Below are 16,872 nucleotides of genomic sequence, written 5' to 3'. Positions count from 1 at the left end.
CATGAAAAAAGTACGGTGAATACGGGATTTTTGGATATGGAGTGAGATTATGTGCAGGAAGTTGATTTTTGGTATTGTTTTGGCGGTCGTACTCTGCGGCGGAATGGCCGCGGCGATGGCTATATATGTGGATATTCCTCCTCACTGTTTATGAGATGATGCCGGAACAATGAGGCTCCGGGCTAATATGTTATTTTATGTCGACATAGGTGTTTATAATAGCGGGGAAGGTGATATAAACAGGTTGGATACTCAAATGGCCATCAGATTGTATGGTGCTGGAAACGTTACCAATATAATTCATGTCGACAAAGGGTATTCACTTACTCCCGGCAGCGATCCATCCGACGGCAGTATTCATTTGTTGAATGGTTATGAAACCGGCGGTTTTTGGAATATAATCAATGCTGTTTCTTTCTATAATTGGGACGGCAATTTTGCCCGATACGCTTTTACATATCGGCTCAGGGAATCCTGGCTTTCCTGTGGGTCATATTGGACCCAGTGGCTATGCACGAATGCGCCTTTATTTACTTATACCGATGGGTTACTTGCAAACCGGGACCTTATGTACTGATGCCTGCACTGAAATAAATACCCCGACAGGATTCTTTGGTTGGCTATTCGATGATCCGCAACCCGAATGGGTTTCCGCTTGCTGGTCGGTTAAAGAAAGCATTGTTATCATGTACGATGTGAATAGCGATGGAAATACTAATATTCTGGATGTCACATTTCTGATCAAATATTTGTATAAAAATGGTCCGCCGCCTGTATTGTTTAATGGCGGTGATGTGAATTGCGATGGGAAGGTCAATATTCTTGATGTGGCTTTTCTTCTAAAATACATATACTGATGTGTGAAATTAACTAAAGTGGTTTGAAGTTATCCAGCATTCGGCCACATACACTTCGGTGATGCTTTATATGGCGGGTGATTTGGCGCAGAAAAATCTCAATGCCAAGGCAGGGGAGTTGTTTGAGTGGCTGAGAACGGTGATAGAGGAAGAGGGCGAAAGGCCCTGCCATTACTCGGAAGATTGAGCGATCGGTAATCAATAAAAAATGGCGCCCCCCAGAATCGAACTGGGGACACACGGATTTTCAGTCCGTTGCTCTACCAACTGAGCTAGGGCGCCGTTATCCATAAAAATCGGATTTTGCTAATTAATTCTTTTTTCGACCGATGTCAACCTATTTTTAGGCTTTGAAATAATGTTTCCGGACCTGCGGAAGCAGGATGCCCACCAGTCCGAATATGGCCAGGAGGCCCCAGATAATACCGTAGATGTCGGTATATTTGAAGGCTGACCAGACGACCACGAATGACATTACCGCCAGTAAACCGTACCATCCCCAGAGACGTTTATTACGGAATCCGATGGCCATTGTCAGGACGATAAAGCCATAAACCAGGATGACCAGGTTTTGCTGAAAATCCTTGTAGGTACGATCAAGGATGGAAAGAATGATACTGATCGATCCCCAGATCAAATAGGTTGCGGCCAGGACGGCTCCAAACCAGAAAATGATATTGATTTCGAGGGGCGGCTTTTCGGTTTTCGGGTGCGGTTCGGGTTTTGCCGCGCCCGTCTTTTTACCTTTGGACATGTCAGACCTGCTTTTTGGTTTTATATTCGCCCAGCAATCCGGCTCCGATAAAGCCGGCATCATTACCCAGTTCGGCTTTGAGAATTCTCAGATTCTCGGTGGCGGCCCCGAAAGCCCGCCGTCTGATCTCCGCGCCGACAGTTTCGATAAAACCGGCACCGCCATCTATTATACCGCCGCCCAGCACCAACGCTTCAGGATTAAGCAAATTAATAACACCGGAGAGTCCGGCTCCAAGTATTGTAGCGGTTTCCTCGATCACACTCAGGGCGATTTCGTCACCCTTGCGGGCTGCGGAAAAGAGCTTGCGGATATTGAGATTTTTGGGTTCGCCGTTTAAAACATCCTGTAAAATATCGCTTATACCATCCTTAATTCTGGATTCGGTTCGGGCGATTATGGCCGCCGATGAGCAAAGGGCTTCGAGACATCCACGGTTACCGCACAGACAGGCGGGGCCGTTGTAATCGATGACCAGGTGGCCGATTTCACCGGCCGAGAAACTGCTTCCGCGCCAGATATCGCGGTCGATAATAACGGCGCCTCCGATTCCGGTTCCGACGGTGATACAGATAGCTGAATTGAACCTCCGGAGAGCCCCGAAACGGAGTTCGGCCAGGGCCATAGCGTTGGCATCGTTATCGACATAGACGGGCATATTAAGATGGGAGCTCAGATGACTGCCGATCGGAGTCCCCGGCCAGTCAGGAATATTGGGCGAGGCGCCTTTGACCTCCCCGGTGATATTGTCGATCGTTCCCGGGGAACCCACTCCCAGCCAGCGAACCGGCAAATCCTCCTCGGCCGCCCGATAGAGCAGATTTTCCGCGATATTGGTAACCAGGTGAAGAAGCGGTTTGGCTCCTTTTTCGACCATGGCCGGTTTCTGATCCCGGAAAACCACTTGTCCGGTGGAATCAACCAGACCGTATTTTATATTAGTCCCGCCGATATCAATACCGGCGTAGTATTCGGATTCACTCATGGCAACAAATCAGTTAAAAATCATTACTTAAAGGATTATATCAAACATTTTGAAGTCTGATGTTTACTGCCGGTCACTTTCGGGAATTAAAGGCCTCGACTCCATGCTTGAGAATTTTCATAGCGTCTTTTAAATCATCGGTATTTAACACGTATGCAATCCGGCATTCGTTTTGACCCATACCCGGAGTGGCATAAAATCCCGGTCCGGGCGCCACCATCACGGTTTTACCCTTTTCATCGAAATCGGTCAACATGAAAGCGGCGAATTTTTCGGCATCATCGACCGGCAGTTTAGCCATAACATAAAACGCTCCGCCGGGATTGATGCACACGGTTCCCTCGATTTTCATCAAGCCCTCATAGACCACATCGCGGCGTCTTTTGTATTCCCCGATCATTTTTTCAAAATAGGTGTCGGGCAGTTCATAGGCCGCCGCCGCCCCGACCTGTTCCAGAGTGGGGGAGCAGAGCCGGGCCTGACCAAGATGCAGAGCGGCCGTGTAAACCTCTTTATTTTTGGTTATCAGGTTACCCACCCTGGCGCCGCAGGCCGAATAGCGCTTGCTGATGGAGTCGAGCATAATGGCCCGGTCAGCGATGTCCTTCAGCGACAATATTGAAATATGATGGCCTTCGTAAATGAATTCCCGATAGACTTCATCCGCCAGTAAAAAGAGGTTGTGTTTCAGGACCAGTTGGCGGAGGTTTTCCAGTTCATCGGAAGTATAAACCGTCCCGGTGGGATTGTTGGGATTGCAGTACATGATACCGCGGGTCCGGTCGGTAATGGCTTTTTCTATTATCTCTTTTTTCGGCAGATGAAAACCATGTTCGGCGTGGGTCGCCAGAGGAATCAGTTTTATCCCGACCTGAATGGCAAAACCGTTGTAATTGGTATAAAAGGGCTCGAAAACAATGATTTCATCACCGGGATCGCAGATCGCCGTCATGGCGAATACGATGGCCTCGGAACCGCCGGTGGTGACGATTATATCTCCCGGATCCACGTCAAGCTCCCGGCGACGATAATAAGCGGCCAGTTTCTGGAGGTATTCGGCCAGCCCCTGCGAATTACCATAGGCCAGAACATTTTTGGAGTAGTTCTTGACGGCCTGCCAGAAAACGGGAGGAGTTTCAATATCGGGTTGGCCTATATTCAAATGATAGACATGGATTCCGCGTTTTTTGGCGCCCTCGGATAGGGGGATAAGCTTCCTGATGGGTGATGCCGGGAGAGCCAGGCCCCGTCGGGATATTTCCATAGCTGACATAATCACCTCATATCGCGCCGGTCGGTTACCCGATTCGGCTGTTTTCTGTATCTTACTCAATCCGTACAACCTTTCAAACTTGTGAAGAAAATAACATAAGGCGTAATTGTTGTCAAATTTTATTTCGCCCCGTTATCGCCGATGGCATTCTTCTCGACCAGCCATTAATAGAATCGCAGGTCTATATTATGCGGGGAAATGATCATTATTATTTGGCTTTCAGCGGGATCGCCTGACCATCAGGTAAACCGCCAGAAGTAAAAGCAGGTAAATCAGAATAGTCAGTATTTCTAAAATGGTCACATCAAAAACAGCCTTCTGGACGAATATAAACAGGTAATTGATGAAGGCATGAATAACAACCAGGGCGAGCCAGACGATAATGACTTTAATCCATCCCCGGTGGAGGGCATAACCGAAAGCCCCCCCGGTAACGGCATGAAACAGGATGGTCATAAGGTATCGAAACATGGCCATCGAGAAAATTGACAGTGCGCCCGATTGATAGGCCGCTCCGCTCAGGGATGCGGCTTCGTGAATTCCAAAACCCAGTCCGCAAAAAACGCCCAGGGCAATCGTCAGGTTCCGGCCCGGATGACGCCACATGAAAAACAGGGCGACAGGGATAAGTTTTAACGTTTCCTGAACCAATCCGGAAATAAGAGCGCTGTAAAGACCATAATAGTAAATCGATCCGCCCGATTTTATGCCGGGGATCATGTAGTTTTCGGCAAACCATCTTTGAAGGGGAAGCTGGATTTGGTTAATTAACGGGAAAAGGAAACCGCCCAGGATCAGGATCAGGTACAATTCGGGCTGACGGAAATATTTCCTCAGAAACGGTATGGCAAAAACCAGACCCACCGCCAGGCAGACCAGATACACCGGTATCCGCCAAAAGAAGTCTTCAAAACCGAACGGTGATTTCGGAGGAGCCATCTTATCCAGCGGACTTTCCGACAGGATCACTTCCAGCTTTTGGGAGGGCTGGGACAGTTTGATAATTTTTTTGTCACGGGTGAAATACATGGTCTGATCATTGGGCAGAAGAAAGCGGCAAACATAAGCGCTGTCGGCCATATCCCCGTAGCGGACCGGGATAAAATTCTCGATGACAATTTTAAAAGCCGCCCGATAGAGCGATTGAGGGATGAAGATGGTATCGCTGAGGGTATCGCCGATACGGATATTGTGCATCGCCAGGAATATTTCATATTGGTCGATTAAGTTGTTATCGACGGCAAAAAACGGAATTGCCATGGGCAGGTTGACTTCCTCACGGTTCTGATTCCGAGTATAATATCCGGCAACACCATCGCCTTGAACCCCGAGATGGAGAGTCTGAGATTGCCCGGATGATTTTAATTTCATTTCATCGCCGACATAATAACCCCGATCATCGACATAATGGCGGTTGTCGATATCGAGGACATAATCACGTCCGAAAGCAGAATAATCGAGATGAAGTTTTTCATCGAACCGGTACGACGGCCGGTCATCAAAATCCTTTTCCCCGGCGCATTTTGATTCCAGCCGCCCAAATTCCTGTTCATTCATATAGAAGATATATTTCCGGACCGATCCCCGTTCGCGGAATTCGGAAATACTCCGGCTGGCTCTCAGGGCCGCCCATCCCGATGCGGCAATAAAAATCAGTGCTGTCGTTATGAGAATGTATCTGAGGCGCATATTTTAGACTCCGGCATGTTTTTGCAGAAGGTTTTGCAGATGGATAATCATATCGGCCCGGCCGATAGTTTCCTGGACATTTTCGGCCTTGAGCCATTCCTCCCGATCGCTGACATCTTTTGACAATTCCCGTCCGGCTCTTAAATCCTTGATGGTGACTCGGCCATTCTCGAATTCATTGGACCCGGCAATCACGGCCAGCGGAATCCCTACCCGGTCGGCGTATTTCAACTGCTTGTTTATATTCCTGGTTTCACCCATATACAATTCGGCCCTGATTCCGGCATCGCGAATCTGGTTCACCATTTCAATATATTCCGATATTCGAGATTTATCCATGGTGGTCACCAAAACCTCGGCGGTGGCTCCCGTCAGTTCGATAGCATTCAAGGCTATCAAAGCGGCCAGCATGCGGTCAACTCCGAAGGAGGAACCGGTGGCCGGAATATTCTGTCCCGAAAAGCGGCTGACCAGATTGTCATAACGTCCCCCGGAAAAAACCGAGCCATAATCCGGCAAATCAACGAGGGTGGTTTCAAAAACCGGACCGGTGTAATATCCCAGCCCGCGGACGATGGTAATATCCACCCGGGATTTATCCTCAGGTGAATTCATCATGGCCAGATATTCCCGAATCTGTTTTAGTTCCTCGATACCCTCCACGGAGACCTTGATTTCCCCCAGGAGTTTTTCGGTTTCATCCAGAATGTTATTGGATTTCGATTGAGCCAGGTCGAGAAAATCGGTCAGCAGGCCGATCTGTTTTTCGGTCAGGTTCAAACCGGGTATTTTATCGCCCGAGACATCGATCCGTCCGGGACCAAGTTCCTGAATGACCGCCTCGCGGCCCTGTTTTTCGAGTTTGTCGATGACCCGGAAAACATCGGCCGCCTTGCCGCCCGGGATACCGGCGTATTCGGTCAAGCCGTTAATCAGTTTGCGATTGGAATAGCGGACAATAAAGTTTTTAATCCCCAGGGTTTGCATGACATCGACCATGACCGTGATAATTTCGGAATCGGCCAGCATCGATTTGGTTCCAGCGATATCAAAATCAAACTGCATAAATTCTCGGAAACGGCCCGGTCCCGGCTTATCCACCCGCCAGACATTGCCGTACTGGTAGCGTCGAAAGGGGAGAGGCAGTTGGGTATTCCCGGCCACATAACGGGCCAGCGAAACGGTAAACTCGTAGCGGAGGGCCATATTGACATCCTCGGGTCCGGTGAAACCGAAGAGCTCTTTAAGATTATCATCGGTATAATGGGGACCGAGAAGGGTTTCGGCAAATTCGAGCGATGCGGTTTGAAGCGGCAGATAACCGTATTTTTCATAGACTGCCCTGGTTTTAGTAATTAGATTTTGACGCGCGATTTCCTCTTTCGGGGGGTAATCGCGAAATCCTTTCAGAACCCGGGGCATAACCCGCTTGCTTTTATCATTGGCGGTCATAATTTTTGCAATTTATGATTTTTTGTCATCAAGGAAAGCTATTTTTTTAAGTAATTCGCGGGGATGGAATTTTGAAGATTATGACCGAATTCGGTTGATTTTTTCGGTTTCAGTTAATATGTTCGATATCGTGAAATTGTTCACAATTGATTGATTCTAAATGCGAGGTTATTTATGGCAATTGTGAGGGCCTTTAGAGGTTTGCGCCCGAAACCGGAATATGCCCAGAAGGTGGCGTCGCCGCCATATGATGTTTTAAGCACCAGGGAAGCCAAGGAAATGGCCCAGAATAACCCTTATAGTTTTCTTCGGATCAATAAGGCGGAACTGGAATTCGATGATAAGGTCAATCCATATAGTGAGGAAGTCTATCAGCGCGGCCGGGATAATTTAAGACGTTTTATCAAAGACGGTATCATGATCCGTGATGAGAAGCCCTGTTTTTATCTCTATCGACTGACCATGAATAAAAAGAGTCAGACCGGGCTGGTGGCGCTGACCTCAGTGGATGAATATGATAACGGAAAAATAAAGAAGCATGAACATACGCGGCCGGCCAAGGTCAATGATCGCAGCAATCATATCACTTATCTTGAGGCCCAGGTGGGACCGGTATTTACCACTTTCAAATTCAATGCCCGGGTTGATGGTATTTTAAAGGGGCTGACATCGCGAAAACCCGAGGTGGATTTTACGGCCGGGGATAATGTCCGACACGAACTCTGGGTGGTCAACGACGAAAAAAGTATTCGGGATATAGCCGAGGCCTTCGCGGTCATACCGGAATTGTATATCGCCGATGGTCATCATCGGAGCGCCTCGGCCAGTGAAGTCCGCCGCCGTTACCGGGAGAAAAATCCGAACCATACCGGTAAGGAGATTTATAACTTTTTCCTTAACGTTCTTTTCCCTGATCGGGAACTGAATATTCTGCCTTATAACCGGGTGGTCAAGGACCTGAACGGTATGACTCTGGAGCAGTTATTAAAACGGGTTGAGGAGAAATTTGAAATCTCCCGGAGTAATAAAGAAATCAATCCGGCGGAGCCTCATACCTTTGGATTCTACTGCGAAAAACAATGGTATCTGTTGAAATCCAAACCGGGGACATTCGATACCGGCAGTCCGACCAAATCGATCGATGCCGCTATTCTGGGTGAGAACCTGATCGCCCCGATTCTTGGAATCGAGAATCCTAAAACCGATGACAGGATCGATTTCGTGGGCGGGATCAGAGGTACCCGGGAATTGGTCAGACTGGTCGATTCAGGCGAAAACAAGCTGGCTTTTTCTCTTTACCCGACGTCGATTCAGCAGTTAATTAATGTGGCTGATGCCGGAGAGGTGATGCCACCCAAATCAACCTGGTTCGAACCGAAACTGCGCAGCGGTATGGTTGTTAATTTATTAACCGAATAAATCATGAGGTGTGAAAATGTTGATTCTACTTTCCGATGCCTTTGATGCCAGCCTGCCGGGCAAACTGAAAAAATACGGCGAAGTTACCGATGACAAGGCCCGTTTACCGGAAGCGGAAATTGTTCTTATCAGAAGTAAGACAAAGGTCACCCGGGAGTATATCGACGGCGCTCCCAAACTCAAGATGGTTATTCGCGGCGGGGTTGGTCTTGATAATGTCGATCAGGTGTATGCCAAAGAAAAGGGGATTATCGTTTATAACACGGCCTCGGCCTCATCGATTGCCGTCGCCGAGTTGGCTTTCGCCATGATGATTGCCATGCCAAATCGGTTGGTCGAAGCCGATACTTCCATGCACGCCGGGCAGTGGCTGAAAAAGGAGTTGAAACGAACCGAACTTTACGGCAAGATATTAGGAATTCTGGGACTGGGACGGATTGGAAGTGAAATCGGTAAAAGGGGCAAGGCTTTTGGAATGAAAGTGATTGCCTATGATCCTTTTGTTAAAACCAGTGAGGTGGCGGAAATGAAATCGTCCATCAAGGATCTGCTGGCGGTTTCGGATTATATTTCGCTCAATATGCCTCTGACTGATGATACCAAGGGTATGCTGAATAAAGAGACTCTGGCTCACTGCAAGAAAGGCGCCCGGATAATAAACACCGGTCGCGGCAAATGCGTGATCGAGGAAGACATCGTAGCGGCTCTTGGAAGCGGTCAGCTGGCCGGTTATGCCACCGATGTCTGGTATTCGGACCCTCCGGAGAATTCCCCCTTGATGAAGGCTCCCAATGTCTTGATGGCCCCGCATATCGGCGCCTCAAGTAACGAGAATTTGTTGAGAATTGGAGAGATTGTCGATGAATTGATTGGCAAATATGTTAAGAAATAGTATAACAATAACCTGGAATATATTGTTAAAGTGAGGCTTTAATATGACTAAGAGAGTTTTCAATTTCAATCCCGGACCTTCGACGCTTCCTCTGGAGGTGTTGAAAATCGCCCAGGAGGAGTTTCTTGACTACCGCGGAACCGGTATGTCGATAATCGAAAGCTCCCACCGTTCGGCCGAATTTGAAGAAATCAACAACAGCGCCATGGCTCTGGTGCATGAGATTTTCGGTCTCGGCGATAATTACAAAGTGTTGTTTATGGCCGGTGGGGCATCGAGCCAGTTTGCTTTTATCCCTCTCAATTTTCTGAATGAGGGGCAGGTGGGGGCGTATGTCGATACCGGAACCTGGTCATCCAAGGCTATCAAGGAGGCCAAGTTAATCGGCAATGTTCATCTGGCCGGCTCTTCCAAGGAAGCCGAATACAAATTTATCCCCAAGATGTCCGATATCAAGTATCCGGATAATACGGCCTATCTGCATTTCACGACCAACAACACGATTAAGGGGACGCAGTTTCACCAGATACCGGAAACCGGAAACGTGCCCCTGATTGCCGATATGTCCTCGGATATTGCTTCCCGGCGAATGGATTTCAAGAAGTTTTCGCTTATTTATGCCGGGGCCCAGAAAAATATCGGACCAGCCGGCGTAACTCTGGTTATTATCCGCGATGATCTTCTGGCCAAAGCCAAGGACGGGTTGCCGACCATGTTCAGCTATAAGACGCATGCGGAAAATGATTCCCTGTACAACACCCCGCCTGTTTTCGGGGTTTATATCATGAAGCTGATCTTTGAATGGATTAAAAAACAGGGCGGTCTTGAGGCGGTCGAGAAGGTTAACCGAGAGAAAAAGGATGCTATTTATGGCCTGATAGACCAGAATCCTGATTTCTTCAAGGGTACGGTTCAAAAGGACAGCCGGAGCTGGATGAATATAACGCTTCGCCTGCCCAACGAGGATCTGGAGAAGAAATTTATCTCCGAGGCTAAGGCGGCCGGATTTATCGGTCTCAAGGGTCACCGTTCGGTGGGCGGAATCCGGGTGTCGCTTTATAATGCCCTGCCTTTGGATGGAGCCAAAAAACTGGCTGAATTTATGGAAAAATTCCGTAAAGCCAATCAGTAAATATATCCATATATTTTTAAGGACCGGTATTTATGCCGGTCTTTTTTTATAACGTCCCATCATTATTTTCTTTATTCCCCGGCCGATAATTATATAAGTAAACCGGAATTATTATTCCTGTTTATAAAGAGTTGAATTTGGACCATTATTATAAAGGATAGGAAAGGGGGTATTTATGGCCGATAGTCTATTTCTGAAGGAAACCACCAGTGAGATGAAACTGCTCATTTTCCGTCTCGGCAAAACACCCTACGGCATCAATGTCGATAAGGTTCGCGAAATCATTCCCCGCACCAAAACAACTGTAATTCCCCATGCACCCCGGGCGGTTGAAGGGAGTTTTATGCTTCGCGAGGAAGTCCTGACATTAATCAACCTGGGGGAATATCTTGAGATTGAGGGCGATGCCACCTCTCATGGAGAGGGAGCTATCATAATCGTCCAGTTCAATAAAGTCCGTTGCGGCATCCTGGTCGATTCGGTCGAGGTCATTCATACCCTCAAATGGGATCAAATCGAACCGCCCTCGATATATCTTACCGATCTTGGGGCTCCGTTGACCGGGATTACCAAGGTCAATGAGCAGACGGTCTTGATCGCCGATTTCGAAAGTATAATTGGCCGGATTCTGGGAACGTACGGGGATGATGCCGAGGATGATATACAACCGCAGGCGATAACGCCCAGGGATATCCATATTCTTCTGGCCGATGATTCGGGGGTTTTACGGAAATCGATGGTGAAATTTCTCCATCGGCACGGATACAACAAACTGACGGTTTGCAGCGATGGACTCGAGGCCTGGGAAAAACTGCAACGGATGAAAATGTCCGGCGGGAATAAATGTCATGCTGTTGTCAGTGATATCGAGATGCCCCGGATGAACGGCCTGATGCTGACCTCCAGGATTAAGGCCGATCCGGAGCTTAAGGATATGACGGTCGTCATTTATTCATCGATGATAACAGCGGAGAACACCGAGAAGGGAAGGACGGTAGGGGCCGATGCCCAGGTGGGCAAACCTGATAGTCTCGAGATGATCCATGCGCTGGAAAACTGCCTGATCCAGCGGGGTCTTCTGGAACCGGCGACCGATACGGTGATGACTTGAGCCGGGTGAAGCCGGGGGAATGGGAAAAGCCAATTTGGAGGCCGGGTTTTACCCGGCCTTTTTATATGGCGTCGGATGGCCAAATGGATTGAAATCTCTTGACATCGGGGCGATTATTAGATATAAAATAGAGCTTTGCAGTTGCTGGGGTAGCTCAGTTGGTTAGAGCATCAGATTGTGGATCTGAGGGTCGAGAGTTCGAGTCTCTCCCCCAGTAGAGAATTTAAAAAAGCCCCATTTTGTGAATGGGGCTTTTTTACTTTGGCAGACCTGATTTCGAACGGCAGGAAAGCTATCCGCGAGTTATTCGATATATCGCAAACCGGCCAGTTTGATGGCTCCGCGATGATATCCCATCGGGAAAAGCCTTTCCAGTTCGCCGATTTCGATATGATTGTTCTCGCAACATTCATAGACGGTGGCCACGGTCGTATCGCGTTTGAATCGGTCTCGGAGATAATTAATTATATCCCAGTGGCGATCGGTCAATTTCAGATTGAATTCGGCCGCCCGGTTGATGGCAAAGATTTCATCCCATTCGGACGGATCGACCAAAAATCCGAGGACATTGATCCGGTATGTTTTTCTGGAAATGGGGATCCGGGTGATTTCTTCCTTGATTTCGGTTCGAAGCGCATGGGACGGCTCACCGAAATAGTTAATCAGCCGGTTTTTGTAGGTTATCCCGGCCAGCAGACAAGCCCCACGGAGATAGCCGGTCGGAAAAAGCCCTCGAAGAGATTTAATGGTCAGTTGATTGGCCCGACATGTTTCGTACACCAGCGGACAGACGCCGTTATCGCGAAAATAATCCCTGATAAAACGAATTATCTTCCAGTGCCGCTCATCCAAATTTCGCTCAATTTTCAAACGCGGTGCCATCCCGACGGCAAAAGATTCATCCCAAGTTTCGTAATCGACCAGAAAATTCTGATCATCGACATCGAATGTCCGGCCATTAAAAGTTGCTTTGGGCATAAGTTTTCCCTCCACCTGATAATGAAAACAGCCAATATTTGGACCGGTTTTGATATTTTTCGGTCATAATAAATATACCCGTTTTACCCGTGCCCGCAATGATAAATATTGGCATATGAGATCTACCTTGATAAAATTGTACTTGACCCCCGGCATGGGATTGGGCTAAAATGTATTTATAGGTCCGAAGGGCCATCACTTTTATTTCCAATAAATATCGGGACTCAAACCTTAATATTCTCTTCACAATTACCTTGGAGGTAAAAATCATGAGGCGAGCATTGATAGCTTTTTCGGGCGCGATTATTTTAATAACACCAATTCCGTCCCTGGCCGGCAGTTGTGGCGATGTTGACAACTCCGGTTCAATAAATATATTGGATATAACTTACCTGTTACGTTATCTCTACAAAAGTGGTTCAGAACCGAATTGCGGAACATCCTATGCTGGTCTCTGCGGGGATGTCAATAACAACGGTTTCATAAATATCCTGGACGCCGCTTACCTTATTAATCATATTTATAAGGGCGGTCCTGGACCGTATTGCGGTGGAACAGGTATTGTTACAGATATTGACGGCAACATATATAAAACCATAAAAATAGGCGATCAATGGTGGATGGCAGAAAACCTGAAGGTCACCCACTACCGTGATAATAGCCCTATTCCCAATGTCACCGATCTCCATATCTGGGAGAATCTTGTGACCGGGGCGTATTGCGAATACGATAACGACCCGGAGAACGGGGAGATTTACGGCAGTTTATATAACTGGTATGCGGTAGCTGACATCCGGGAGATAGCGCCGGAAGGGTGGCATGTGTCGACAGCATCCGAGTGGAATGTATTACGCGATTATCTTGGTGGCAGCCAGGTAGCAGGCGGAAAATTGAAGGATACCGGAACTGCTTATTGGTGTGAGCCTAACGAAGGCGCCACCAATGAAAGCGGTTTTACGGGTTTGCCCGGCGGTTTCCGCATGAGCAGTGGGGGTTATGACAATATGTGTATTTGGGCTATGTTCTGGTCGTCCACATACAGCGATGGTAACGGAGTAATGTGGGAGTGCCTGTATTCGAGTGAACCTTCTTTGGGCAGCGGCTACTACGATATGAATGGCGGCATGTCGGTTCGTTGCGTGGAAGACGCGGAGGATTAGAAGGCATACCTGATCCTTTAAAGGCTTGTTCTGCATATCCGGATGCGTATTTTGCGAAATCCGGGTTATGGGGTTGAGAATTTTGGCGCGGTAAAGGCCGCCAATTGGGGACATAAGAATAAGATGGACAAAAATCCATTTTGGCTTATATTATATCAGGTTACTGCAATTTAATTGCTTTTGACATCCATATCAAACGGGAGTAGTAAGGTTTCCTCACGAAATTCCCCGGCGGAATTTCCCTTCCCCAGAAAAGGCCATGAAAGGAGCCCGGCATGCAAGACAGTTCAAGAGTCTTCTCCAAACGTAATGTTTTCGTCAACCTTCCCGTAGCGGTAATAACCCTGTTGGCCATTTTGGCCACCGCCTCTTTTGGGGGCGAGATCAGGCTGGACTATAGTTTCGATTATCCGCAAATCGAACAGGTCATGATCGCGAACGATCTTTATGATCGCATAATTATGCCGGGGGCGCCCAACGGTGGTCAACCAGGTGAACCGGCCTTACCGGCCCGAGGAGCCTCCATTTTGATAGCCTACGGCGAGGAAATTACCGGGATCAGTCTGATACCGGGCGAGCGGATTAAAGTGACCGATGGTCTTCTGGTGGAGCCGGTCGGCCGGCCCTACCCGCTGTCAATCGACCCATCCCTGGTCAGTCCGCCGACACCCGACAAGACGATCTATGCATTGAATCAACCGATTCCGCAGGATCGTTTCAGAAAAATCACCACCCAGACATTCCGCGGCTATGATTATGTGACTTTGCGACTCAATCCCGTGGAATATATACCGGCCAGCGGAGAGCTGTATTATTATCCAAGAATGCAGGTAGTGGTCAGTACGGCGGCCACCGGCAAGGCGGCTCCGATGTACCGGGGATATGCAGAAGACGAAAGACTGATTGAGGCCAGAGTGGACAATCCCGAAGCCAGCATCAGCTACCGGGCGGCATCAATGCGCGCCGACAGAAGTTACGATTTACTGATTATCACTACCTCGGCCATGAGTGTTTTCTTCCAGACTCTCAAAGAATACCATGACACCACCGGGATTCCGACCGAAATCCATACGCTGGAAAGTATTGGTGGAAACGACCCGGAGACCATCCGCAACTATATCCGCGAACGCTATTTGAATGATGGTATCCAGCATGTTTTAATCGGCGGCGATGATGACATTATTCCGGCAATAGATCTTTATATTGAATCCTGGCCGGGCCCCGATAATTATGTCGATTATAATATGCCCGGAGATCATTATTTTGGATGTCTCGATGGAACCTACAATTATGATGGCGACGGTTACAATGGCGAGCCGACCGACGGAGAGGGCGGCGGCGAGGTTGATCTGGTGGCTGAAGTATATGTGGGCCGGGCTTCAATCAGTTCGGCGCCGGAGGCGTATGCTTTTGTCAGCAAGACAATTGCCTATTTGAGCAGTGAAGACGATTATCTCGATGATGTTTTAATGGTCGGGGAGCAGTTGACATTCGGCGGCTGGGGGGAATACGGCGGGTATTCTTGTGATGAAATTATTGACCATTCGGAGGCTCATGGTTATGCCACGCAGGGGATACCATCCAAGATATACAATGTGGAGAAACTCTATGATCTGACCTATCCGGGTAATGACTGGCCGCAGTCGGCTTTCACCTCGCGGGTCAACGGCGGAGTCCATCTGGTCAACCATTACGGGCATTGCAACACCAGCTATGCCCTTAAAATGACCAGCAGTGATTGTCTGAGTCAGTTTACCAATAATGATTTCTGTTTTATTTATTCCCAGGGCTGTTATGCCGGGAATTTCGATGATGCCGAATGCTGGGCGGAATATGCCACCATCAAGGGGGATCATGGAGCCTTTGCGGCTATTATGAATGCCCGTTACGGTTGGGGCGATTATAACACGGATGGTCCCTCGCAGAGATTCAACCGCGAATACTGGGATGCCATCTATAATCCCTCCGAAGCCAAACCGGAAATAGGTTATGCCAATCAGGACTCCAAGGAAGACAATATTTATCGGATCGACGAAAGCTGTATGCGGTGGTGCTTTTATCAGCTTACCCTGTTTGGTGATCCGACCATATCATTCAAGAAGAGAAATGGTATTACATTTAATTATCCCGACGGACTTCCGGAATATGCCTTGACCGGTCAGGCAACCGGTATCGAAGTTGATTTGATTCCGGTCGGGGATGCCACGGCCGGAGTCGATAGCGGGGTGTTAAAGTATCGTATCGATGGCGGCGACTGGCTGGAGACATCGCTCATCAGCCAGGGAGGCACGTTATATCAGGCAGAAATCCCGGCCCTTGAATGCGGGCAGGCCGCGGAGTACTACCTTGTGGCTACGGAAACAAGCGGAGAGGAATCATTTGTCGATCCCGATCCGCTGGCCCCATATACGCTGTATGTGATCGAGAGTGAGATTGCGCTATTTGAAGACAATTTCGAAACCGATAAGGGCTGGACGGTTTCCGGGGGACTCTGGGCGCGCGGTATCCCGACCGGGCAGGGTGGAAGTGATCAGCAATATCCTCAACCGGACCCGACCTGGGGAAGTAATGGGGATAATGTATACGGTTACAATCTGAACGGGGATTATGAAAACAGCATGGTTGAGAGGCATCTGACCAGTCCGGTTATCAATTGTCAGGGGCATGAAAATATCCGTCTTACCTTTGACCGCTGGCTGGGGGTGGAAGGCGGCGGATACGATCATGCTTATGTTCGGGTGAGCAATAATGGTTCCGACTGGACCACGGTCTGGGAAAACAGCGCCACTTTAACCGACCTGGAATGGGTTCCCTGCCGGGTGGATATTTCTGATGTCGCCGATGGAGAGACTACGGTTTATATCCGTTTCACCATGGGAACAAGCGACAGCTGGTCACGTTATTGCGGCTGGAATATCGACAACCTGGCGATCATGGCCTACGATTGCCAGTCATACGTATGCGGTGATGCCAACGGCAACGGGGCGGTGAATATTCTCGATGCCACCTATCTTATTTCATACCTGTACAAGAGCGGTCCGCCACCGGTACCGATGGGGGCCGGTGATGCCAGCGGCAACGGGGCAGTGAATATTCTCGATGTCACTTACCTTATTTCGTACCTTTATAAGAGCGGCCCGGCACCGATTTGCCCATAGTTTAAGCTCGAT

13 protein-coding genes and 2 tRNA genes are annotated in these 16,872 nt (G+C 48.6%); 8 read left to right on the top strand and 7 right to left on the bottom strand.

The features are described 5' to 3' along the window. The first annotated feature begins 404 nt into the window (after positions 1-404). Positions 405-857 carry a dockerin type I repeat-containing protein gene (locus JXQ28_04640; protein ID MBN2277015.1) on the top strand — a complete coding sequence of 151 codons (453 nt, stop codon included), beginning with the start codon at positions 405-407 and terminating at the stop codon, positions 855-857. Positions 858-1,066: 209 nt separating this feature from the next. Here JXQ28_04640 and JXQ28_04635 read toward each other — a convergent pair. The 6 genes from JXQ28_04635 to hisS all read right to left on the bottom strand — a co-directional run bounded on the left by JXQ28_04635 (position 1,067) and on the right by hisS (position 7,010). Then, positions 1,067-1,139, bottom strand: a tRNA-Phe gene (locus JXQ28_04635). Between the two features lie 61 nt (positions 1,140-1,200). Next, positions 1,201-1,611: a hypothetical protein gene (locus JXQ28_04630; protein ID MBN2277014.1), complete on the bottom strand. Its 411-nt coding sequence runs from the start codon at positions 1,609-1,611 to the stop codon at positions 1,201-1,203. 1 nt (position 1,612) lies between these two features. Next, complete coding sequence (locus JXQ28_04625; GenBank protein ID MBN2277013.1) at positions 1,613-2,596, bottom strand: ROK family protein; 984 nt, start codon at positions 2,594-2,596, stop codon at positions 1,613-1,615. Between the two features lie 73 nt (positions 2,597-2,669). After that, positions 2,670-3,860, bottom strand: coding sequence for a pyridoxal phosphate-dependent aminotransferase (locus JXQ28_04620; GenBank protein ID MBN2277012.1), 1,191 nt, complete (start codon positions 3,858-3,860; stop codon positions 2,670-2,672). A gap of 228 nt (positions 3,861-4,088) precedes the next feature. Continuing rightward, positions 4,089-5,558, bottom strand: a complete 1,470-nt coding sequence (locus tag JXQ28_04615; GenBank protein MBN2277011.1) for a PrsW family intramembrane metalloprotease — start codon at positions 5,556-5,558, stop codon at positions 4,089-4,091. 3 nt (positions 5,559-5,561) lie between these two features. Further along, complete coding sequence (hisS, locus tag JXQ28_04610) at positions 5,562-7,010, bottom strand: histidine--tRNA ligase (GenBank protein ID MBN2277010.1); 1,449 nt, start codon at positions 7,008-7,010, stop codon at positions 5,562-5,564. A gap of 174 nt (positions 7,011-7,184) precedes the next feature. Here hisS and JXQ28_04605 point away from each other — a divergent pair, with 174 nt between their 5' ends. The 5 genes from JXQ28_04605 (at position 7,185) to JXQ28_04585 (ending at position 11,781) form a co-directional block, all read left to right on the top strand. Then, positions 7,185-8,429, top strand: a complete 1,245-nt coding sequence (locus JXQ28_04605; protein ID MBN2277009.1) for a DUF1015 domain-containing protein — start codon at positions 7,185-7,187, stop codon at positions 8,427-8,429. A gap of 16 nt (positions 8,430-8,445) precedes the next feature. Beyond that, positions 8,446-9,321: a hydroxyacid dehydrogenase gene (locus JXQ28_04600; protein ID MBN2277008.1), complete on the top strand. Its 876-nt coding sequence runs from the start codon at positions 8,446-8,448 to the stop codon at positions 9,319-9,321. A gap of 43 nt (positions 9,322-9,364) precedes the next feature. Further along, entirely contained in the window at positions 9,365-10,453 is a 1,089-nt protein-coding gene (gene serC / locus JXQ28_04595) for a 3-phosphoserine/phosphohydroxythreonine transaminase (protein MBN2277007.1), read from the top strand. Positions 10,454-10,628: 175 nt separating this feature from the next. After that, positions 10,629-11,564 carry a chemotaxis protein CheV gene (locus JXQ28_04590; protein ID MBN2277006.1) on the top strand — a complete coding sequence of 312 codons (936 nt, stop codon included), beginning with the start codon at positions 10,629-10,631 and terminating at the stop codon, positions 11,562-11,564. A 143-nt stretch (positions 11,565-11,707) separates the two neighbouring features. After that, positions 11,708-11,781, top strand: a tRNA-His gene (locus tag JXQ28_04585). Positions 11,782-11,867: 86 nt separating this feature from the next. Here the strand turns inward: JXQ28_04585 and JXQ28_04580 are convergent. Then, positions 11,868-12,542 (bottom strand): TusE/DsrC/DsvC family sulfur relay protein, encoded by a 675-nt coding sequence (locus JXQ28_04580; GenBank protein MBN2277005.1) that lies wholly within the window; start codon positions 12,540-12,542, stop codon positions 11,868-11,870. Positions 12,543-12,811: 269 nt separating this feature from the next. Between JXQ28_04580 and JXQ28_04575 the strand changes: the two genes are divergently transcribed. Then, complete coding sequence (locus JXQ28_04575; GenBank protein MBN2277004.1) at positions 12,812-13,702, top strand: hypothetical protein; 891 nt, start codon at positions 12,812-12,814, stop codon at positions 13,700-13,702. Between the two features lie 275 nt (positions 13,703-13,977). After that, the gene (locus tag JXQ28_04570) at positions 13,978-16,860 is read left to right on the top strand and encodes a choice-of-anchor J domain-containing protein (GenBank protein MBN2277003.1); all 2,883 of its coding nucleotides are present in this window, start codon (positions 13,978-13,980) and stop codon (positions 16,858-16,860) included. The last annotated feature ends 12 nt before the right edge of the window (positions 16,861-16,872 follow it).

The organism is Candidatus Zixiibacteriota bacterium, from assembly GCA_016933955.1.
GTDB lineage: Bacteria > Zixibacteria > MSB-5A5 > GN15 > PGXB01 > JAFGTT01.
Note: the sequence above shows the minus strand (reverse complement) of the source record. Positions and strands in the feature narration are given on the sequence as shown.

Coding starts and splice junctions, on each gene's coding strand:
- JXQ28_04640 (MBN2277015.1), top strand. CDS start 405: ATGCTGTTTCTTTCTATAATTGGGACGGCAATTTTGCCCGATACGCTT.
- JXQ28_04630 (MBN2277014.1), bottom strand. CDS start 1,611: ATGTCCAAAGGTAAAAAGACGGGCGCGGCAAAACCCGAACCGCACCCG.
- JXQ28_04625 (MBN2277013.1), bottom strand. CDS start 2,596: ATGAGTGAATCCGAATACTACGCCGGTATTGATATCGGCGGGACTAAT.
- JXQ28_04620 (MBN2277012.1), bottom strand. CDS start 3,860: ATGGAAATATCCCGACGGGGCCTGGCTCTCCCGGCATCACCCATCAGG.
- JXQ28_04615 (MBN2277011.1), bottom strand. CDS start 5,558: ATGCGCCTCAGATACATTCTCATAACGACAGCACTGATTTTTATTGCC.
- hisS (MBN2277010.1), bottom strand. CDS start 7,010: ATGACCGCCAATGATAAAAGCAAGCGGGTTATGCCCCGGGTTCTGAAA.
- JXQ28_04605 (MBN2277009.1), top strand. CDS start 7,185: ATGGCAATTGTGAGGGCCTTTAGAGGTTTGCGCCCGAAACCGGAATAT.
- JXQ28_04600 (MBN2277008.1), top strand. CDS start 8,446: ATGTTGATTCTACTTTCCGATGCCTTTGATGCCAGCCTGCCGGGCAAA.
- serC (MBN2277007.1), top strand. CDS start 9,365: ATGACTAAGAGAGTTTTCAATTTCAATCCCGGACCTTCGACGCTTCCT.
- JXQ28_04590 (MBN2277006.1), top strand. CDS start 10,629: ATGGCCGATAGTCTATTTCTGAAGGAAACCACCAGTGAGATGAAACTG.
- JXQ28_04580 (MBN2277005.1), bottom strand. CDS start 12,542: ATGCCCAAAGCAACTTTTAATGGCCGGACATTCGATGTCGATGATCAG.
- JXQ28_04575 (MBN2277004.1), top strand. CDS start 12,812: ATGAGGCGAGCATTGATAGCTTTTTCGGGCGCGATTATTTTAATAACA.
- JXQ28_04570 (MBN2277003.1), top strand. CDS start 13,978: ATGCAAGACAGTTCAAGAGTCTTCTCCAAACGTAATGTTTTCGTCAAC.